Raw genomic sequence first — 23,393 nt, forward strand, 5'->3', positions numbered from 1 at the left:
GATTGAATGACTCCTCTCTAATATCATATATTAAATATATTTTCAAGATCTTCACTCGAGAGGTTTGCCGTTTCAAAATCAGATGGAGTGAATTCAACCTGTCTTCTCTGGCAACAATGTTGAATCAAATCTCTCAATTGATTCATATACTCTGTGAAAAATTGGGATATTGTTTCTTGTTTAAATTTGTTTTTGCTGTACGTAATCGACAAATTCAACTTTTTATCTACTGTATACGCAACGATATCTAACAAACAATCCATCTCATTTTTATTGCTGTTATCTTGACCGGAATTTTCATACGCAAACTCAAAAATCCCATTGGAAAATGTAGCATTAAAATCACCTAAATAGTTAAAACGAACATGCTTTCGAGATTCGCAACTTAATTCCTTCGAAATATACTTTAAAACTCCATAATTTAGACCTTTATTCGGAACGCCACGCAATTGCTCTTTTAATTGTTTAATTTGTTGTGATATATCTGTATCCTCAAATTGTAACCGAATTGGAAATAGACTCGTAAACCATCCAATAGTTCTCGATACATCGATTTCATCATTTAATTCTTCACGCCCATGCCCTTCAATTTCAATAATCACATCATTTGTTTTAATATACTTAGCCATTACCAATGATAGCGCTATAAGCATTAGCTCATTACCTTTTGTTCGATAAGCTTCATTTGCTTTTTGTAACAGCTGCATAGTTTCTTCTTCTGTTAACTTCTTAATCATTTTCTCGCAAAATTCCATACGATCCAATCCTAAATCAAAATCATTAAATGATTTCTCTTCATATTGATATACATGCTCCCAGTATCGCTTTTCTGATTCTGAAATTTGTTTACTCATTCTCTTCAACTCAATTGCCCAATCCTGTACCGAATTATCTTTTGGCGGCAAAGACGTTTTCTCCTTATTTTCTATCTGTTTATATAATTGATTTATATCTTCAAAAATAATTCGCCACGATATACCATCAACAGCTAGATGATGAGCTGTCATCAATATTCTTTTACCGAAATTACCTAAATCAAATATACAAACTTTAAGAAGAATTTCATTTTCAATATTAAAACTTGATTTCAATATTTCTCCAATACTAGCAATATGAACATTTTGTTCTGATTCCGATAATTCAGATAAATCGAATGATTCTATTTTTATCTTTTTATTGTAATTATTTTGATTATAAAATAATTCCTTCGTTTCCATCCGGTAATTCAAGCGAAAAGCGTCGTGATGACAAACTAATAAGCTAAATGCCGATTCAAGTATCCCAACCTCAATGTCATCCTTTACTTTGACTAACACCGACTGTGTATAATGGTTTATATTGTTCAAATTTTGCGAAAAAAACCATGAGATAGATGGTATCGTTTCAATACTACCAACACATTGTTGATTACTCTTCTGCTCTTTTGTACTATTCATTTCTAAATATAAAACCATATCTTCAATAACTGGATTAGCCAAAATATCCTTTGTTTTTATTTTAATCCCTTTCTCACGTATCTTAGAAGAAATTTGAATTGCTTTAATGGAATCCCCACCTAGATGATAGAAGTTGTCTCTTATACTTACTTTTTCAACATTTAATACTTCACGTATAATACCTACTAAATCACTTTCTATCTCGCCCTCAGTTTTTTTCTCTATTTTAATTTCAGGTTTCGGCAAAGCCTCTCTATCCAGCTTTCCGTTAAACGTCAACGGTATTTCTTTCAACACAATAAAATACGAAGGAATCATATAAACTGGTAAGCTTTCTTGTAAGAATCTAAATAGTTCGGATGTCTTCACCTTAACATTCTCAATATAGTAGGCACAAAGATAGCGATTTCCATCATAATCCTCTTGATCAATCACTACTACTTCCTTAATGCTCGGATGTTTTTGCAAGTTTATTTCGATTTCTTTTAGTTCTATACGGAACCCACGAACTTTTACTTGATCATCTTTCCTTCCCAAATACTCGATCTTATCTCCTTCAATAAATCTAGCTAAATCACCCGATTTATACATCTTCTCTTTTGCCGAATATGGATTTACAATAAATCTCTCTCGTGTCAAATCCTGATTGTTAAAATATCCTCTTGCAACACCCTCCCCAGAGATATAAATTTCTCCAACCTCACCCATTGGTACTGGGCGAAGATCGGAGTCCAACACATATATCTTCATATTTTGTGCAGGTACACCAATAGGAACAGATATCCCTTTATCTTTTTCAATATCGAATTGATGAATCATACATCCTACAACTGTTTCTGTGGGCCCATATTCATTATATATTTTTGTTTCTCTACCTAATTTTTTCTGTATGCTTGCGGCAAGGTTTACTGTTAAGTTTTCTCCACCAACAATAATTTTTTTAATTGAACACTTATACACTTCTGAATCTTTCAATAAATTTAGGTGAGATGGGGTTAATTTAATAATACTTGCTTTTTTTTCTTTAAATATCTTATATAATACATATTCGTTTTCATCAGCAGGATAAATAATAATCTGATTACCACTAATTAATGGGGTAAATATAGTTGTAACAGTAAGATCAAAAGCAAGAGATGAATACAATGGGAAAACTTCATTTTCACTTGCGCCTACATATACTTGCTTTGCCCAAGAAATATAATTAACCAATCCTTTCTGTTCAATCATTGTACCTTTAGGGTTTCCCGTAGAACCCGATGTATATATGATGTAAGCGAGGTCAGTCGGCTCACTTCTATTTTTAATATTAGAAGTATCTCCCATATAAATATGAGCTGAATTTATATGGATAACCTCAATCGCATACAAAGAGAGATCCCATTGATGCGAAATATCAAAATTAGTGAACAGAATATTGATATCTGAATCTTGCAGCATATAATTGACCCGTTCAGATGGATATTGTGGATCAATAGGTAAATATACCGCTCCCGCTTTTAAAATCCCTAAAATTCCAATAATCGTTTCTAGAGAATGCGTAGTTGATATTCCTATCACTGTACCTTTTGTTACATTTTTCTTTAATATATATCTCGCTAATTGATTAGATCTATCATTCAATTCACGATACGTAAGTTCCTTATCTTCCAAGCAAATTGCAACTTTATCTGGTGTCCTTTCTACTTGTTCTTCAAAAAGCTGATGGATTATCTTGTTCTTTGGATACCCCCTATTCGTTGCATTAAATTCGTATATCAATTTATTCCACATATCTTCTGGTAAAATTTCTAATTCCATCAACTTTTTATTAGGCGATTCCAGCATCTGATTCAGTAAATGACTGATTCCAAGATACATTTGTTCAATTTGCTTTTCTGTATACATATGATCCTTATAATCTATATCTAGATTAAATCCTCCTAATCTAGACCATTCTCGAATAATCAATTGAATTGAATAAATCTGATTCCTATTGTAAAATTCTTCATTTTCTATTGGTGTACCATTAATTTCAGTAGGAAGTTTTGTATTGTAATAGTTAATACATGTATCAAATAAATCACCGTATCCCTTTTTCTTTAATTCCAAATCTTTCACCAATACATCATATGGATATTTTTGATGATAATAACAGCGAACCAATTCACGATTAATGCCTTTTATAAAATCTAAGACTGTCATTTCACTATCAACAGTATGACGAAATGGCATAGTACTTGTTAACATCCCCACAATATTTTTTTCATTTTTCCCCGCTCGATTAAGTACAGGCATTCCAATAATTAAATCATCCTGCCCATTTACTTTATTTAAGTAAATATAATATAGGGCAACAAAGAATGCGTACACAGAAACATTTATGCCAGTAGCAAATTGTTTAATTTCATCCGATTGATTATTTGTTAAAGAATATGTTTTTCTATTTGCCTTTGCACAATCTACTTCGTTCTTCCGCTTCACAGTTGGGAGCTTACTAAACTTCTCATTCCAAAATTTTTTATCCTTCATAAATCTTTTTGAAGTTAAATACGATTCTTCCTTCTCAAGGCAATACATATAGGTACTATTAAGCTGATCTGTTATTTTTTCACCTTTCAAAAATTGAGTGTATGCATTACAAACCTGTTCAGTTAAAAGATTCATAGACCAACCATCAGAAATTATATGATGGACCTTAACGAAATATCCCCCTTCTTTAGTATCTCGTAATTTGAACAAAGCAAAATCAAATAAGTCTTGCTCATTGATATCGAAAGGTTTTGCAGCTTCCTGCTGAACCCAGGCATCTAAATCCTTTTGACTATTAAAAATAGTATATCGTACTTGATATTTATGATATTCCTCCACATATTGATGAACCTTCTCATCCGATTCTACAAATCGATGCCTGATTCCATCATTTTGTTTAATAAAATAATTAATTGCTTTTTCAAGGCAAACAAAATCCACTTCTCCTTGTATCTTTACTGTTCCCCCAATATTATGCAATGGCTGATGAGGATTAATTTTCTCCATATACCAAATCCTTTGTTGAGGATGAGTTAGTGAAAAATATTCTCTATACTTCAAATTATCACCACTTTATATTTAATGTTTTTTGAAATAATTCACTTTTTGACCATATCTAATCATTTTTTTAGTCATTTCATCCGTAATATTATTCCATACAAAACCCGTTTTTCTTAACAGCATATTCGTTTTATCCCCCATTATATGGAATAATGTTTGTTCGACATCATTAAATGTTTTCAATTCATCTCCTATACAATGCAGCTGTAAATTATATATATCAGATGCATGTTGATCAGCTTGTTTTTCATCAAAGATATAATCTATAAACTTTTCAATTGAGGTTTCTTTTACGTCTATGTCTAATCCATACGTTGTTAAAAGAGCTGATAAGCTTACATAGTTAGGATTGAAAATGTGATGAGTCTCATTCATTAATTCTTTTTTATTGAACAACTTAATAATTGCCTGACTAACATCATCCACACATGCAAAGTCTATATCTCTTTCCATTTCTGGAACCAATCCAATTCTTATATATGATTTCATCATTGAGTATAATGCATTCTGCTCTATGTTTTCTTGAAACCTTCCTGTTTTAGAATCAAAACCGATGTTTCCCACTCGAAAAACATTTACATTTATCCCCTTATCCCTCGTTTCCAGTACAATCTTTTCAGCTTCTAACTTTGTCTTTGGATAAGGATTTTCAATGATTTGCCCTAAATCATTATCATACTCTGTATACAATATGTCTTCTTTATTCTTTACCACACCAGAAGCTACAGCCAATGTAGAAATATGATTCACATCTTTCTTTACTCCCTTAACCGAAAAATCAATTACATTTCTCGTGGCTAGAACGTTTGCTTCATAGGATTTTTCATATTTCCCATAATGACTAACACTACCTGCTGAATGTATAATACATTGGATTGTTTCACTCAAATATTGATAGTTCGGCAGATCTAAACCCATATATTTTTTTGTCAGGTCGCCACTATATACAAAAATTCTTTTCTTATACTTATCATAAAAAGATGTTCCAAAATAAGAGCAAACTTTTTCTTTAATGCGATTTTCTGCTTTTATACAATTGTCACTTCTTATAATTAAATGTACATTGCAATCTAATTCAGTTAATAAATCATGTAATAAATAAACGCCCAAATATCCCGTGCTTCCTGTCAATAGAACTTCCTTATAACCGACTTGGCAAGAAAGGTTGATCCCGTAATACTTTTTGTTTCTATCATCGTATAAACTTCGTATCGCTATGTCTCCTCTTATCTTCTCCTCCATCAACCGATGCCTTTCTCCTCTAGCAATCAGATAAGTTGCTAATGCATCTGGAATAGTCTTCTCCTTTTTATATGTCATATGTTGCGCTAAATCAGAGACTCTAGGGTATTCAAATAAATGATTAATAGAAATATCAAAATCCTTCTGCAAACTCGAAACAACATTGATAGCCGTTAGTGAGCTACCTCCTAATTCAAAGAAATCATCATGGATACTAACTTGTTTTACTCCCGTAACTCTTTTATATGATTCTATAATTTTCCGCTGTTTATCATCTTTCGGAATAATATTCCCCTTTAGCTCTTCTACATAGTCGCTTTGCGATAAAGGGGACTTCTCTTCCATTTCAATATCCTTAGCGAGGCTAAAGAACTGTCGTTCAAAAGGATACGTAGGGAGCGGAACACGATATCTTCTTTCTTGCGAAAAATACTTGGACCACTCGATCTTCACGCCATGAATATGCAACTTACCAATACTTTGAAGTAAGTACTTGTCATCACAAGTTTTTTCTTTCGGATGCCTTACAGTATTTACAATCGGGCATCTAGATTCTCCTTGAGTATGTTGTCTAACAAAACTGCTTAATGTTCTACCTGGTCCAACCTCCACAAAAACATTTTCCGTATCCGATAGTAGATGCTTAATACCCTCAGAAAATTTCACTACATGTCGCAGATGATTCACCCAATAATCTGCACTTTTTGCTTGTTCTTCCGTAATCCATTCTCCTGTAAAATTGGATATAAACGGTATTTTAATGTCATGGAAATTAATTTCTTTTAACTTCTTTCCATAGGTATCTAAAATTGAGTCCATCATGGATGAATGAAAGGCATGGGAAGTTGCAAGTTTTTTAAACTGAAAACCTTTCCTAATCAATTCCCCCTCAAAAGTATAGATTGCCTCATCAGAACCTGAGATTACGCATGATATTGGACTATTCACCGCGGCAATAGATACATCTTGATTCATTAGTGGTAAAATTTCATTTTCCGAGGCCATTACACTTATCATGCTTCCTTTAGGTAATTGCTGCATTAAGGTCGCCCGCTCATACACCAACTGTAGCGCTTGCTTTAATGAGAACACTCCCGCCAAACAAGCAGCCACATATTCCCCTATACTATGTCCAATCATGCCGTCCGGATAGATGCCCCATTCCATTAGTGTTTTTGCTAAAGAGTATTCAAAAATAAATATCGCAGGCTGAGTATTAGATGTTTGATTTATATCATCTCTCATTCTAGCGTCTAGGTCCTTTGGGTATAAGACTTCCTTCCAATCAATCCCACTAATCTCTTCTAAAATCTCGCAACAAAGATTCACTTCATCTCGAAATCTCTTCTCTTCTTTATATAAATCCAATCCCATATTTACATATTGCGCCCCCTGCCCGGGAAACATGAAAATTATTTGCTTACTACCGCCATCACAAATATTAGTTTGAACCTTAGCAAAATTTTGACTAAAAAATTCTTGCTTCGCTTCCTCTATGTCCGAAACCACTAATGCTCTTCGATATTTTAAATTTTTCCTTCCATTTAAAAGTGTATAAGCTACATCAGCCAAATTTACATTATTGTTATGATTTAAATATTCAGCTAACCTTTTAGTTTGCTCTTCAAGTGATTTTTTCGTTTGTGCAGAGAAAGAAAGTAATTGATATCTCCTGCTCTGCTCCGAAGCTTCTCTTTGGGGAGGCTCCTCAAGTACAACATGGGCATTTGTTCCCCCCATACCAAATGAACTTACTCCCGCTCTTAAAGGAAAATTTGGGTTCTTCCATCCCGTCAATGTATCCTGTACATAAAATGGACTATTACCAAAATCAATTTTTTCATTTGCTTTCTCGTAATTAATGCTTGGTGGAATCATGCGATGCTCTAAAGCAACTACAGTTTTTATCAAACCTGCTATACCTGCAGCGTTATCAAGATGTCCAATATTCCCTTTAACCGATCCAATACCACAAAAATTATTCTTCTCTGTATTAAATGCCAACTTCAAAGCTTCAACCTCAATTGGGTCACCTAGCATTGTTCCCGTACCATGAGCCTCTACATATGATATACTTTCAGATTCTACCTCGGCCATGTGATGAGCTGCTCTAATCACAGCAGCTTGTCCCTCTACACTTGGCGCATTAAAACTAACCTTATCAGCGCCATCATTATTTATTGCGGATCCTTTCACAACAGCATGGATGAAATCTCCGTCGACAATCGCATCCTCCATACGCTTCAAAACAACAATTCCCGCTCCATTTCCATTGACCGTTCCTCTAGCATTAGCATCAAAAGGTCTACAGTGTCCATCTGGTGAAAGAATCATACCATCCTTGTATAAATATCCTCTTTTCTCAGGTAATGTAAGTGAAACTCCTCCAGCCAAAGCAATGTCACAATCTCCACTTAATAACGCTTGACATGCCAAGTGCACAGCAACCAACGAAGATGAACATGCAGTTTGAACTGTATAACTAGGACCTCTCAAATTTAATTTATGTGATAATCTGGTACCGAAAAATTGAGAACCATTTAAAAATTCCGCTTCTTTTATAAAGTCTTTCGCTCCATGATATACCGTTTCTAACCAATATAAGTTTGTTGCTGCTCCAATATAAGTACCAATTAAACCATTAAAGGTATCCGGAAAGTAAGCACTACTCTCTAATGCCTCCCAAGCACACTCGTGCAAAATTTTCAGCTGTGGATCCATTACCTCTAATTCCCTAGGTGAGTAATTAAATAATTTATTGTCGAACCATTCTGTTCCTGTAATAGCCCCACCAGCCTTTATATAATTGGGATTCTGGATCGTTTCTAGATCAATTCCTCCTTTCTGTAACTCCTTATCTGTAAAGAAAGTTACCGATTCTACACCATTCTTCAAATTTTCCCAGAATTCATTTATAGTATCTCCACCAGGAAATCTACAAGACATTCCAATAATAGCAATCTCTATACCATTTCTTATCGGTTCCTGTGCACTATCATTCATTCGAATCCCTCTTTCTTTGACGTCTCTGTTTCAACCTATTTTTCGATTCCTTTATTACCTGAACTCTATTTGAGTTCATTTCTTCCTGTACCCTGCTCTCAGCAGTCATCTTTAATTGCTGGGATAGAGAATAAATTGTAGGATATCTAAATAGCATCATCACAGTTATGTCAATGTTCAAATCATTTTTCAACCGTTCATTTACTTGAATAATATTCAGTGAATTCCCACCAAGTTCGAAGAAATGATCATAAATACCGACCTGATTTACCCCAAGTACCTGTTTCCAAATTTCCGCTATCATTTTTTCTAGATTCGTTCCAGGTGCTATATAAGTAGTACCTAACGATATATAATTCTCATCATCCCTTTCTTGCAAGGCTCTTACGTCGACTTTGTCGTTATTCGTTAAAGGCATACTCTCTAATTGCACAAAATGTGACGGAATCATATATTCAGGTAACTTATTCCCCAAATAATTCCTTAATTCTGTACTGGTAACCTCTTGGTTTGCAATTAGATACGCACACAAATAGCTTTCATTACTTTGATTTTGTTTTGCAACAACAATTGCATTCTCAATAGATTTATGATTTAAAATATGGTTTTTTATTTCATCTGGCTCTACTCGGACTCCCTTAACCTTTACCTGATGGTCAATCCTTCCAATATACTCGATGTCCCCATTAGGAAGCCACCTTGTAAGGTCTCCTGTTTTATACATTTTCTCACCTGGAATAAATGGATCCGATATAAATTTTTCATCTGTCAAATCTGACTTATTGATATATCCCCTTACTACACCTGCTCCAGCGATATATAACTCCCCAGTCACACCAATAGGTACAGGATAATAATCTTGATTTAAAATATATGCCCTATAGTTACTTAGAGGTTTACCTATTGGTATGCTCGAACTCTCTTCATTTTTATGACAAATATAGTATGTTGAAAAAATTGTCGTCTCGGTTGGACCATACAGATTAATAATCATCTCAGCATTAACAGTACTCTTTAATTGATTATAAAGACTGTTTGTAAAGACCTCACCGGCTACAAGAACATATTTAAGCGATTGACTTGTAACAATATTATCTATTAAAACTTTCAAATGGGTAGGTACAGCACCCAAGACATTAATTTTGTTTCTCTCAATAAAGTTCCACATATTTCTTGGCTCAACGATTAGCTCTTTCTCAGGAATATATAACCTCCCCCCAGAGAGAATCGGGAGAAGAATTTGTTGAACAGAAACATCGAATGTGATTTTCGCCAGTAATAAATGATTCATTTCTTGATTAAATTTTAATTTTCGAATGAGTCCTATTAACTGATTCACAATATTTTTGTGTTCGACCATAACCCCTTTAGGGTTACCTGTTGTTCCAGAGGTATAAATTACATATGCCAAATCTTCGGGCTGGTTTATGCTTTCAAGATGACAACCATCTTCTTTACAGTTTATTTCATCATCCAACCTAATTACTTCCTGTTCAAAAGTAAATCGTTCCTTCATATTATTTCGGACCAGAACCAACTGACAATCACTGTCTCTCAAAAAATATTTTATCCTGCTTATTGGAAGAGTGGGATCAATCGGCAAAAATGCCCCTCCTGCTTTTAGCACACCGAGAACTCCTATGACCATTTCTAAGGAAGGCTCTGCAATAAGTCCAACAACGCTATTTCTTTGAACTCCCTTTTTTCTTAAGGTGCGGGCCAGTTGATTTGCCCTTGCATCCAGCTCAGAGTACGTTAGTGTCATCTCTTTATATACGATGGCATTTTCTGATGGATTTTCTTTCACTTTCTGCTCAAATATCTCATGCACCGTCATTTGATACGAATATTCATCCGTCGTATTATTAAATTCATAAAGAATAGTTTTCATCTCTGCTTCAGACATCATCTGAATATCTTGTAATGGTATATCCATCTTTTCGGTAATCTCATCAAGTAGATAAATAAAATGTTCTGCTAATCTTTGCACTGTATCCTTCTTAAATATATCCTTACGATACTTCCACTTAAAATGCATATCTTCATTAATTTCTAATACATGAATGAACATATCAAATTGAGTCATACTACTTTCAAAGGGGAATTTACGGAAAGTTAAATCCCCTGTATCCTTAAAGAAACACTCATCATTATCCAAAGAAAACATAATATCAAATATTGGATTTCTCCCTGTATTTCGATAAACATCAACTTCATTTACTAACAATTCAAACGGATATTCTTCATAATCAATGGCTTTTATTGTATTATCCTTCACTTCATCCAGAAAATTCAGAAATGTTTTTTTACGACACGGGAAATTCCTTATTACTACCGTATTCACAAACATACCAATAATCCGTTCCAAACCTGGACGAGATCGGCCAGCTGTAGGAGTACCAATCGTAATATCTTCTTTACCCGTATATTTTAAAAACAATACATTTAAAGCAGCAAGTAGCACCGTATATAGGGTTGTCCCATTCTCCTTCGCTATCTTTTTCAAACGCTTTGTCAAATCGTATCCTGCCATAATTGGTACATAATCACTATCATAAAGTTGCACCGGGTGTCGTGGATAATCTGTATTTAACTCTAGCAATGGGGGTTCCTCTTTAAATATATTTAGCCAATACTTTTCTTTACTCTTAAAATCATCAGTCTGAAAAAACTCTCCCTGCCATACTGCGTAGTCTCTATATTGTAATTTAACCGGAGGTAAGTCTTTGTTTAAATAACTATCATAAAATTCCTCCATAATTATGTCCATCGATATACCATCAAAGACAATATGGTGAGCATCAGTTAACAGTAAATGCTTATTTTTTCTGATTTTAATAACTTTGACTTTAAATAGAGGCGGTTGTTCCAGATTAAAAGGTGTAGTAAACCCATGTACATACTCCATTAATTCTTCTTCCGATGCTTCAACGATATCAACAATAACCTTTAATGTAGGATGTACATACTGCACCACTTGTCCATTGATGAATGAAAACGATGTACGTAAAGATTCATGACGATCAACAAGATGTTGAAAAGCTCTCACCAACATATCATATTCGAGATCCCCCTCTATGATTGTCCCAGATGGTAAATTATAAGCTACTGAATCACGATTAAGTTGCCACATAATAAATAGCCTTTTTTGCTGTGATGAAACAGGATAGTATTCTCTTGCTTCAACAGGCAATATAATTGAACTTTTATGTTGTTCTCCATCCAGTATTAGAGTTGTAAATTCTTTTATAGTTGGCTTTTTAAACATTTCACTTAAGTGTATATTCACGTCAAATTCTTGGTTAACTTTCAATATAATCGAAGCAGCATTTAAAGAATGCCCACCTAACTCAAAAAAATTATCATACACTCCTATCTTTTGAATATTAAGAACATCTCTCCATATATGTGCAACCTTTTTTTCCAATTCGCCTTCTGGTGCAACATAGTCGAAGTCTGATACTGGATCCAAGTTGGACACTGGCAATGCTTTACGATCAATTTTCCCGTTTTGATTGAGTGGCATTTTTTTCAGTTGAGTGAAGTAGTTTGGCACCATGAAATTTGGCAAACTTTTAATAAGGAAATTTCTTAATTCTGAGTTTGTTATATTCACATTGGCAACAAAATAAGCACTTAATACTTTCGTACCGAAAGTATCTTCGATTGCAACAACAACAACCTCATCTACATCTGGATGCTTCATAAGACAAGCCTCTATCTCCCCAACTTCTACCCGAAACCCCCTTATTTTCGTAAGATTATCTTTCCTTCCAATAAATTCAATATTCCCATCAGGCATCCACCTTGCCATATCTCCTGTTTTATAAACTTTTTTTGGGGTGATTTTCGGAAACTCTACAAATTTTTCTCTCGTTAAATCTGGAGCATTATAATACCCACGTGCCAATCCAACCCCAGCAATACACAGTTCTCCCGTTATACCAATAGGTACAAGATTCATCTCTTGATCAACAATGTATATTTCGACATTATTAAGAGGCTTTCCGATTGGAATCACCTTCAATTGTTCTATCTCTTGATTACTAATTCTATAGAAAGAGGCTAAATCCGTGCATTCCGTGGGACCATACGTATTTATAATTTCGCCCTTGAAATTTATTGATTTAACTAAAGGTTTGAGTTTTTTACAATTTATCGATTCACCACCTAAAAAAATACGCTTCAACGTGATTAACCTACTAAAATTAGTTCTCTCATTATAATCAACCAATGGATAAAAACCACTTGGGGTACAATTAACGCTCGTAATTTTATGAATTTTTATATAATCAGACATTTTATTGTAATCATACATACCCGACTCAAAAAGGTGCAATCGCCCACCTTTTATCAATGGAGCAAATAAATTTTTATGCGCTGTATCGAAACTAATTGGGGCAATTAATAATACATTATCGGTTGGATTCATATCAAATTCATTGGTATACCAGTTGAGCAAATTCATAAATGAATTTCTTTTCACCATAACTCCTTTAGGGTCACCAGTGCTTCCAGATGTATAAAGAACATACATTAAGCTCTCTAATGGGATTTTCAATTCTAAATTCCCACTCATTTCTATAGGTGTACCGTCTCCCAAAGTTGTATCTATATCAACAAATCTAGTGTTTTCATTTATAAAATTAAATTCATTATTGCTGCACTTCAAAATGATATCTACATTAGAATTACTTAAAAGATAATTAATTCGTTCATTTGGATAGTTTGGATCAATGGGTAAATATGCAGCTCCTGCCTTTAAAACACCTAATATACCAATTGGAAGTTCAAGCGATCTATCTAACATAATTCCTATTACAGAATCTTGTTCAGCTCCTAATTCAACTAATTTATGTGCTATATGATTTGCTTTTATATTTAATTCCTCGTAAGTTAAATTTTGATTTTGGTAAAAGACTGCTAGCTCATGTGGACTTTTAGCTACTTGAAATTCAAATAAGTCAACAACAGATTTATCCTGAGGAAAACTTGATATTGTGTTGTTAAACTCATTTAGAATACGATTTCTCTCATTGGATAAAATGTCGATTTCAGAGAGCCTTATACTCGGATTAGCTACTACAGCTTTTAACAAATGAGTCAGTTGATCTATAACTCTTCCAATTAAGTCTCCTACACTTTCTTTACAAGTGATACAACACTCTATTTTATTTCCATACCATTTAAAATTAAAGACGGTATCTGCATTTGTATAATGATTAGAACTATTATGTTGAATATTTTCAAACTGTATGACTGTACGAGGATTCAGTTTATTAGAACTTGTATTCTCATCTCCTAAAAGTTTTGCTAATCGCTTATGCGATACTTTCTGATTTTTATTTGCCTCTGTAATGTTTTGTTGTACTTTCAATAGAAGCTCTTTAAATGTCATATTACTATGGACGTTACTTCGTATAATCAAAAGATGATCATAATATGCTGTACCAGATTTTGATTGAATTACTGGCGTTCCAATAGAAACATCTTTACTATCCGTGTATATTGAGAGTAAATATTTCACACTAGCAATCAAAATGATAAATATTCCATATTCAGAATGATTACTTATTTCACTAATTTTATGTGATATGTTTTCTGACAATCTATATGTAAATACTTTTTCTTCCTGATTTTTTACACCAACTTTTTTATTAAAATTTACAAAACTACTCATTTCTAAATCCGTTGATAGTTGATCCAACCAAAACTTCTCCTCTTTAGTTAACAAATCTGTATTATAAACATCATTGCTCATAATAATCTCCTCTCCCAACCAATGTTGAATTAATAAGATTTATAATATCAATGTAATTTTCATTAATAAAAAAGTGATCTCCTGGATAGCCATAAACAACCGTATCTCTCGAAGTAAACTCACACCATTTTTTCATGTATTCCTCAGTAACATCATCCACCTTACCGTACATTGCAGTAATACACGTATTTAACTTGTACAATTCATTACTGAATTTATATTCTTCTATCAATTTAAAATCAGATCTTAAAATTGGGATAAATATATCCATTAACTGTTGATTATTAAGAATCTCTTTTGGAGTACCATTTAAATTTAATATCACATCTTTAAATTCTTTTTCTGGTAAGTTAGACACTTTTTGTTCTCTAATAAAATTGGGAGGCTTTACACCTGATAGAAAAATATGCACAGGAGCATTGAGATTTCTACTTTCTATTTCCTTACAAAGTTCATAAGCGATAAGTCCTCCCATACTGTGACCAAAAAACGCGTAATCACAATTACCTACAACTCTATATATATATTCGAATATATCATTAACAGCGTGATTCATATCATCATAACAATCTTCTTGAAATCTTATACCCCTTCCTGCGTATTGAATTGGTTTCAATTCAATACTAGGATGTAAATAATTTTTCCACTTACTATATATCGAGCCGGATCCACCAGCATAAGGGAAACAAAAAAGCATCGTATTATTCATATGCTCTCCTTTCCTATGAATCAAAATTATTTACTAAATTTTAAAAGGCTCTATAGAACTTAATTAGCCACCTAACATCTCCCAATTTTTTTATTAATCTAGCTCCCATTTATATTTTAGGGTGCAATCAGGAATTATCTTTGGTAAACCATTAAATTTCCATACAGCCTATGTAGCACAACACGTATAATTATCTATTTCCCTTTCACTTTATTCCAAAATGGTATCCGTCCTTGTATATCATCTATTACAGAAGAAAATCCTGGTGCAGTGGAAAAAAAGAACCCTGTACAATGATGCGCTTTTTGATATTCTTCATCTTTCATTAAAATAAGATGGGCCTTCTTTATGTTAAAGTGTGGAACAGCTGGGAACAGATGATGTACCAAATGGTATGAGTTTCTATGAGGATGTATGAGAAAGCGCTCAAACCAATTCCCAAAAGAATTTCTTGATGCAAATATCTCATTTTCTGATTCTAGTCCTGCATGTTCGGCCATTTCAGCCCAATATTTTAGCATTTGAAAAGTTGTTAAAAACGGAACTACCCAAAATAAAATCAACTCTTTCCAGAAACCGAAAACAATTGAACAAATAATGATAGCGCCCCAATATAGAGTCCTGATTATTTGATCAAATCTAGGTTCCTCTTTTGCATATGCTGTTACTTTAATCATTCCAATCAAATAATTTGGCACATGTACTAAGAACAAAGGCTTTAAGCAATGCTGAATAAAAAATTTCAGTTTATTTTTAGTCGGTTTATCTAATCCAACAATTTGATACCTTTGCTTATCAGGGTCTATCTCACTCCATAAATACCTGTGGTGATTCATGTGACTCTTACAATATGCTTTATAAGAAATCATTATCGGATAAGCAGCAAATAAACACGCAACCCACTTATTTAATTTACGATTTTTAAAAAGCATACGATGACTTGACTCATGCATCATAATATCAAGGCCACGCATACGGCTACCAATGATAACAATACTAATCAAATACATCCACATAGTTGGGATAAAATAATTCAAGGCAATTACTAAGGACACAATACCCCAATCTAATCCTATGGCAAAAAAATTATACCAATTGTTGGTTTTTTGTAATTCGCGAATTTCCAAGTTGATTTCTTTCGAAAAACGATGCTTCTCTAACTCTTTCTTTTGACTTTCCCCTAAATCGGTAGTTCCTCTAATCATGTTATTAACTCCTTTATATAGAAATTAATGCTTTTGATTTATATCAGGAATCCTTAACAAACACCCTTAGACTCTCAAAATTTTATACTCTAATTGATTATTTAAAGCGAACAATCCAACAGTTTTTATAAGCATATTAACTCTTAGTTAAATATTCATATCCTTTTTTATTTTGTAGGTATCAAAAAAACATCCATGAATCTCAAAAACTAAATCTTTTTTTCAGTAATTAATTTATCAATCCCAATTTTAATAGGAACTACGTTTTGTTCTATATTAGACATAATATGGAATTGCATCTTAGACTTTGCATTTACAGATGAATGAACTCTCACACCTGGATCAAATCCAAATACAAAATATTTGAGAATCTCATCATTTTCCATTGAAATCCAAACACCATATCCATAGTATAAACTGTTATTTTTCACATAAGGAGTTAACAACCGATTAGTGTACTCTTTATTTAGGAGTTTCCCATTAAATAATCCGTTCCAAAATTCTCCTAAATCTAAAACTGTTGTAAAAGCCCCTCCATCTGGACCACCAACTATAGGAACTGAATAGATATTAGTTCTCCAAGTGTTATCATCTTCATTATCTATATATCCAAGTGCAGTTCGTTCCGGCAGTTGATCCATCCGGAAATACCCTGAATCTGACATACCGCAAACCTTAAATATATTCTCTTTTACATATTCTGCAAACTTCATCCCTGTCAATTTCTCTACAATCAACCCAAGTAAAATATAACCTGCATTACTATAAGAAAATTTACTTCCAGGATTAAACTTCATATGAAAATTTTGAAACATAGGTAGAAAATCTGCAGGAGATTTAATAGAATACATTGGGGTATCCTTCCATAAATCTTCAAAATCATCCATCTCTTCTTCATCAAAATAATCTGGTATGCCCGAAGTATGAGTTAATAAATGATGAATTGTAATATTTTCATAAAAATGTGGGAATGAGTCTTCTAAACACTCTTTCAAGCAGGTATCAAAAGTTAAAACACCTTTTTCAACTAATTGACATATTGCCACTGCAGTGAAAATTTTACACCCAGAAGCCATACCAAACCGAGTACGTGATGTATTAAGAATTTGTTCACTTCTATTCGCATATCCAAATCCATCTTCAAAGATCTTTTTTTTATTTTGAATTAAAATTGCACCTGAGAATGGTAATTTTTCATCATAATTCATTATAAATTCTTTTATTTCTCCAGAAATTATCACTTACCCAATCTCCTTTTAATTTTCTAATTTTTCTAACTATTAAACAGGGTTAATTGTAACTTTATTTAATTTTCAAAGCAATCTAAAATACATACCAAAACTTGAGAAACTTTTTTAATAATTGAATTGACTTCAAAAAAAAAAACACACATAAGTTTGTTCATTTTTTTCAAACTAGCTATACAATAACACTTAATATAATTCACATTATTTCTCAATAAATCTTATATAGCTCTCTATAATTTGATGGTAGTTGATAAATAATAAAATTAATTATACATTTAAATTCTCTTGAGACTATTTTTTATATTGTTAGTGAGGTCATTATGAAAAAAATTGATAGTTATTTAGAAATTATTGCAGTTAAATTAGGAATCTTACTACCCTACAAAGACATAGAGCTGAAACTCACAGAATTACCTAGAAATGAAAGGGAACGAATTTTAAGATTTCATAAATTAGAAGATCAACAAAGAACATTATTAGCTCATCTATGCATCAGAAAACGTTTAGAAAAATTTTTACTCATACCTGCAGATACTATCTCTATAAACAGAGATCGAGCAGGCCGCCCTTTTTTAAATAAATATCATGGTTGGAAGGGGGATTTTAATTTATCTCATTCTGAAGAATGGATTATATGTGGACTTGCTTCAACTGGAAGAATTGGTGTAGATATTGAAAAAATTCAGCCTATAGATCTTTCCATAACCGAACTGTGCTTTACTCAAGAAGAAATTGACTATTTTCAGCATATTCCTCACGATCGAAAGTTATCATTTTTCTTTGATATTTGGACTTTAAAAGAATCATTTGTTAAAGCGATTGGAAAAGGACTTCTATATCCATTAGATAGTTTTGGCTTCAATATGGACGATTGGTCCCAAAATAAAATAACATTACGGAACACTAATTCCGCTTTTAGTCAATTTTATTTCTGCCTAAATCGGTTAGAGCAAAATTACACTATCGCGGTTTGTTATACAGATTGGGAACAGATAAACAATTTGTCTATAAAGATACTAGATTGTTCTGAGTTCCTATAGTTACTTTACGTTTTTTCTAGAGCAATGATACATCCAGCATTTAAAATAACCGAAAACACAGAAAAATAACAACTTATAATAATCACTTTAATTATTATAAGCTCCATCTTTTTAAGTTCATATTTTATTACGTTTTATCTTCTGTATCCAAAATTATTTTAAGCTTCAATCATCGTATAACAATTTAAAAATTAACTATATTGGAGGATTATTAGAATGAGTATTGTAAAGTCATATTGCTCAAGTGAGTATAGTACGTTAAAAAAAGTTATACTATGCGAACCACTATATATGAATATTTCTAGCGGTATAAACAAGACCCAAAAATATTTTATCAATTTAGGCTTTAATGTAAATCTAGCGAGAGAACAATACTCAAAATTTATTGATATACTTAAAGAAAATAGAATACACACTTTAATGCTACCTCCTGAAGTACGCTTTCCCGAACAAGTTTTCACGAGGGATGTCGGTTTTACTATAGGGGAAACTGTTTTCATTTCTAACATGAAAAATGAAGTTCGTAAAGGTGAAGAGCAAATTTTCAAAAATATATTGTTAGAAAAAGATATTACTTATATAGATTGTATTAATAGTCATATAGAAGGTGGCGACGTCATTATCGATCAAGATATTATATATATTGGCGTAAGCAATCGAACGTTATTTAACTCTGTAAAAAAACTTCAACAGTTGCTCACACACTATAAAATAATTCCTGTTCCTTTTTCAAAAGATTTTTTACATTTAGATTGTGTTTTTAATATCATTTCACAAGAAGAAGCTTTAATATATCCACATGCATTTAGTAATAGTACACTAAAAATGTTATCAGATCGTTATAATTTAATAGAAGTATCTAAAAAAGAGCAATTTACTTTAGCAACCAATGTATTATCTTTAGGCAATGAAAAGATTATTAGTTTACCCAGTAATACTAAAACAAATAAAGAGCTGAGACTTAGAGGTTATGAGGTTATTGAAATTGACTTTGAAGAAATTATAAAATCTGGCGGATCTTTTCGCTGCTGCACTCTTCCTCTGCAAAGAGAATGATAAAAGAACTAGAAATTAAATGCTCTCATTTTAAAGCGTAGCCTACAGTTACTGGCTTTCTCTACTAATCTGAATTCTATTTTTATTATATAACTATAATAAAAACTGCCATGATTATGTATTCTATATATAAAAGGGTTATAGGATTAAATTCTATAACCTTTTTTTACTTAACCTATTTTCTTACTCACTCTTGCTGCTGGTTGCAATTGATTTTTCACTCTTAAAATACTAATACCCTCCCCAATAAATCCACCGATAATCGCGAGGAAAATCCAGCCTAACCCTATTACCTGCATCGGAAGGAATTTCGTGAACAGATGGCTTACTACTTCAATGTTAACTCCAGCTGCACTTAATCTATTACATAAACTGATGATAAATGTATATTTTCACAACAGTTAGCGTTTCTTCAACGTTTCATGTTCAGTAGGATTCGATGTCACAACATACGCATGAGCAGAGGTACTTTTTAATACTCCTATAATGAAAACGCACTCTATTAACAAACATGCCTCTAACCTTCTTATTACTTTCACACTTCACTTATTTTTTCGTCACTACACTTTTCTTACATATATTCCCTAAACTATATTCCTATCCTAAGAATTTAACCTCATTAAATATAAGGAACTCTATAGCCTGATGTTCCATCTAAAGAAAGTACACAAATTAAAAGGTGTTACACAATTACGCAACACCCTTTTTCAATAATAAAATCCCTCTACTTCTCTTCTGGATAATCACAATACTCAATGATTGTTCCCTCTGTATCCGCTGGGTTAAGATATATTAATCTTCTACCGTGCTTATTAATTCGAAGTGTATGCTCTAACGTTCGAATACCTTGTTCTTTTAACTCTTCTAAAGCTACATCTAAATCATCGACACGATACGCAACGTGATGAACACCTTTACCTTTTTGTTTTATAAATCGTGCAATTGGAGATGTCGTATTATTCGTAGGCGCAAGTAATTCAATTCTATCTCCATCCACTTCAAGAATGGCTACTTCGCTTTCCACACCAGGAGCTTCACTTACGTAACGATCTATTAAAGTTCCTAACAACACCTTTTCATAAAAACGTATCGTACTTTCTATATCTCGAACTGCGATGCCGATATGATCAATTGTTTTTTTCATTTTATTTCCCCTACTACTTTATTTTCTTTCATTATTAATAGTAACAAAAAAAGTTATAGAAACAAGTTCTATAACTTTTTTATTTAACCTATTTTCTTATTCGCACTAGCTGGTTGAACTTGATTTTTTGCTTTTAAAACGCTAATGCCATATCCGATAAATCCACCGATAATCGCTGGGAAGATCCAGCCTAATCCTACTTCCTGCATCGGAAGGGATTTAGTGAACACTCGGCTTACTACTTCAATGTTAACTCCAGCTACACTTAATCCATCGAATAAGCTGATGATAAATGTTACGATTAAGCTTACTTGATAAACTTCAGCTCTTCCTTTAAATAATGAATGGAAGAATGTTAAGAAAATCAATACGATTGCTAGTGGATAAATTGCTGTTAATACTGGAACAGAAACTGCGATTAATTGTGTTAATCCTACGTTTGCAACAATTGCACTAAATACACATAGCGTGATTGCAATCGCTTTGTAAGGAACATTTGGGAATAACTTATGGAAGAATGAAGAACATGCTGATACAAGTCCCACACTAGTTGTTAAACACGCTACTGTAATCATTAATCCTAATAATACTCCACCATATGATCCGAAATAGTAGTTAGAAACTTTCGCTAATACTTCTCCACCATTCTCTAAATGTCCAAGCTTTGCAACACTTGAAGCACCCATATAAGAAAGAGCTGTATAGATAATTGCTAAAATAGATGCTGCAATGATTGTCGCTTTTGCACAAACGATCATAATCTGTGTTTTCGTTTTCGCACCTTTTTCTTTAATTGCATTAATGATGATGATTCCAAATACGAATGATGCAAGCGTGTCCATTGTTAAGTATCCTTCTTGGAACCCTTTAAAGAATGCATGTGATGTATAAGCTTCCACTGGCGCTTGCATCTCTCCAATCGGATGTATAAAAGCAACGATTACTAAAATACCAATGAAAGTTAACTTAATTGGTGTTAATATTTTCCCAACAATATCGACAATTTTCGCAGGATTTAGCGAAAAAAAACAAGTGATGCTAAAGAATACAATTGTGAAAAGAATTAAAGGTGTAGAACCTAATCCTTCTGGCATAAACGGTTTAAGACCAATTTCATAAGAAACATTTCCTGTTCTTGGTATTGCAAATAACGGGCCAATCGCTAAGTATAAAACTGTTGTAAACACAATCCCGAACACTGGGTGAGCACGACTTGCTAATGACTGTAAATCATCTTTACCCGAAATACCAAATGCTAATACTCCTAGCAACGGTAAACCTACACCTGTTACTAAAAATCCAGCGTTAGCAATCCATACATTCTCTCCTGCCGATTGACCAAGCATTGCCGGGAATATTAAATTTCCTGCTCCAAAAAATAGTGCGAATAACATTAATCCAATAACTACTATGAACGAAAACGGTACTTTGTTCGTCATAATATAACCTCCATTCCAATCCTTTTATCTCATTTCCATTTTTAACTAATTGAATTTTCTGAATATTTAACTTAAGTATCAACTATTCTTGACCTCATTATAGTTTGAAATATAATATTTTGCAATACTATTTTCAAACTTTTCTTTTATTTTATAAATATACATTTTTTAACATAGAAATAGACTAAAAAACCAACATGGTCATCCATGTTGGTTTTTTACATTTACTATCAATTAAAATTTCGCCGCTACTTTTTTAACGTTCTCTAAACCTTCTTCAACAATTTGTTGTGAACGATCTGGATATTGATTGTGCCCTTCAATTACAACAGTCTCTGGATTTGTAATTCCCCAGAACCCAAGCACATTCGTTACATAATTAACTGCCATTTCCATAGGAGCCATTTGTTCTGAAGAGTAATCTGAACCACGCGCACCTAATACAACGACTTTCTTATCGCCAGCTAAACCTACTGGGCCATTTGCTGTATATTTAAATGTTTTTCCAGCTTGAGATAAGTATGAAATATATGTGATTAATGGCGCTGGTACTGTGAAGTTCCATAGTGGGAACGCAAATACAACTTTATCAGCTTCTAAAAACTGATTTAAATATTGATCTACTGTTGCTACAGCCTTCTCTTCTTCTGCTGTTAATTCCATTCCTTGACTACGTTTATATCCACCTGAAATAGCGGCATTCCCATAATACGGAAGATCTAATGCAAATAAATCTAGCTCCGTAATTTCTGTATTTGGGTTGGCTTCTTTATAAGCACTTACAAATGTTTCATACATTCTTGAACTAACTGCTTGCTCCGCTGGACGATCGTTTGCTTTTACAAATAATACTTTTGACATTGTTTTATTCCCCTCTACTTTTGTATTTTCTTCTTTTTTACCAAATAATGAGCTAAATAATCCCATTTTCTTCACCTAAACTTTCTTATCATATTCATTATTCATCATCATAAAAATTCTTATTCTAATAAAGTGAAACTTTAATCAGTGGGGGGGGTCTTCATCCCCCACTGATTAT

The 23,393-nt window shown here is 32.9% G+C and carries 11 protein-coding genes and 2 pseudogenes; 2 read left to right on the forward strand and 11 right to left on the reverse strand.

Features of this window, described 5'->3' with window-relative positions; translation table 11 throughout:
* Positions 1 to 23 precede the first annotated feature (23 nt).
* From DM800_RS02430 to DM800_RS02455, 6 genes are all read right to left on the reverse strand, one after another.
* Positions 24 to 4,508: a non-ribosomal peptide synthetase gene (locus tag DM800_RS02430; RefSeq protein WP_147786325.1), complete on the reverse strand. Its 4,485-nt coding sequence runs from the start codon at positions 4,506 to 4,508 to the stop codon at positions 24 to 26.
* A gap of 18 nt (positions 4,509 to 4,526) precedes the next feature.
* Positions 4,527 to 8,753, reverse strand: coding sequence for a type I polyketide synthase (locus DM800_RS02435; protein WP_147786326.1), 4,227 nt, complete (start codon positions 8,751 to 8,753; stop codon positions 4,527 to 4,529).
* The gene (locus tag DM800_RS02440; RefSeq protein WP_147786327.1) at positions 8,746 to 14,514 is read right to left on the reverse strand and encodes a non-ribosomal peptide synthetase; all 5,769 of its coding nucleotides are present in this window, start codon (positions 14,512 to 14,514) and stop codon (positions 8,746 to 8,748) included. Before DM800_RS02440 ends, DM800_RS02435 begins: the two co-directional genes overlap by 8 nt.
* Positions 14,504 to 15,223 (reverse strand): thioesterase II family protein, encoded by a 720-nt coding sequence (locus tag DM800_RS02445; protein ID WP_106822359.1) that lies wholly within the window; start codon positions 15,221 to 15,223, stop codon positions 14,504 to 14,506. The genes DM800_RS02440 and DM800_RS02445 overlap by 11 nt, the downstream gene beginning before the upstream one ends.
* 194 nt (positions 15,224 to 15,417) lie before the next feature.
* On the reverse strand, positions 15,418 to 16,428 hold the full coding sequence (locus tag DM800_RS02450; protein WP_147786328.1) for a fatty acid desaturase family protein: 1,011 nt from the start codon (positions 16,426 to 16,428) through the stop codon (positions 15,418 to 15,420).
* Between the two features lie 209 nt (positions 16,429 to 16,637).
* Entirely contained in the window at positions 16,638 to 17,669 is a 1,032-nt protein-coding gene (locus tag DM800_RS02455; RefSeq protein WP_147786329.1) for a serine hydrolase domain-containing protein, read from the reverse strand.
* 326 nt (positions 17,670 to 17,995) lie between these two features.
* On the opposite strand from DM800_RS02455, the gene DM800_RS02460 reads away from it, so the two are divergent.
* Positions 17,996 to 18,715 (forward strand): 4'-phosphopantetheinyl transferase family protein, encoded by a 720-nt coding sequence (locus tag DM800_RS02460; protein WP_147786330.1) that lies wholly within the window; start codon positions 17,996 to 17,998, stop codon positions 18,713 to 18,715.
* Between the two features lie 216 nt (positions 18,716 to 18,931).
* Positions 18,932 to 19,771, forward strand: coding sequence for a dimethylarginine dimethylaminohydrolase family protein (locus tag DM800_RS02465; RefSeq protein ID WP_074562346.1), 840 nt, complete (start codon positions 18,932 to 18,934; stop codon positions 19,769 to 19,771).
* A gap of 170 nt (positions 19,772 to 19,941) precedes the next feature.
* On the opposite strand, the pseudogene DM800_RS02470 reads toward DM800_RS02465, so the two are convergent.
* The 5 genes and pseudogenes from DM800_RS02470 to DM800_RS02490 all read right to left on the reverse strand — a co-directional run.
* Positions 19,942 to 20,157: pseudogene (locus DM800_RS02470) on the reverse strand (branched-chain amino acid transport system II carrier protein); the annotation flags it as partial.
* Positions 20,158 to 20,178: 21 nt separating this feature from the next.
* Positions 20,179 to 20,310, reverse strand: a pseudogene (locus DM800_RS29865) (copper resistance CopC family protein); the annotation flags it as partial.
* A gap of 185 nt (positions 20,311 to 20,495) precedes the next feature.
* Entirely contained in the window at positions 20,496 to 20,915 is a 420-nt protein-coding gene (locus tag DM800_RS02480) for a VOC family protein (protein WP_073518019.1), read from the reverse strand.
* Between the two features lie 83 nt (positions 20,916 to 20,998).
* Entirely contained in the window at positions 20,999 to 22,354 is a 1,356-nt protein-coding gene (gene brnQ / locus DM800_RS02485; protein WP_147786331.1) for a branched-chain amino acid transport system II carrier protein, read from the reverse strand.
* Between the two features lie 234 nt (positions 22,355 to 22,588).
* Entirely contained in the window at positions 22,589 to 23,281 is a 693-nt protein-coding gene (locus DM800_RS02490) for an FMN-dependent NADH-azoreductase (RefSeq protein WP_147786332.1), read from the reverse strand.
* Positions 23,282 to 23,393 lie beyond the last annotated feature (112 nt).

The sequence above is a fragment of the Bacillus sp. AY18-3 genome, from assembly GCF_008042305.1.
GTDB lineage: Bacteria > Bacillota > Bacilli > Bacillales > Bacillaceae_G > Bacillus_A > Bacillus_A wiedmannii.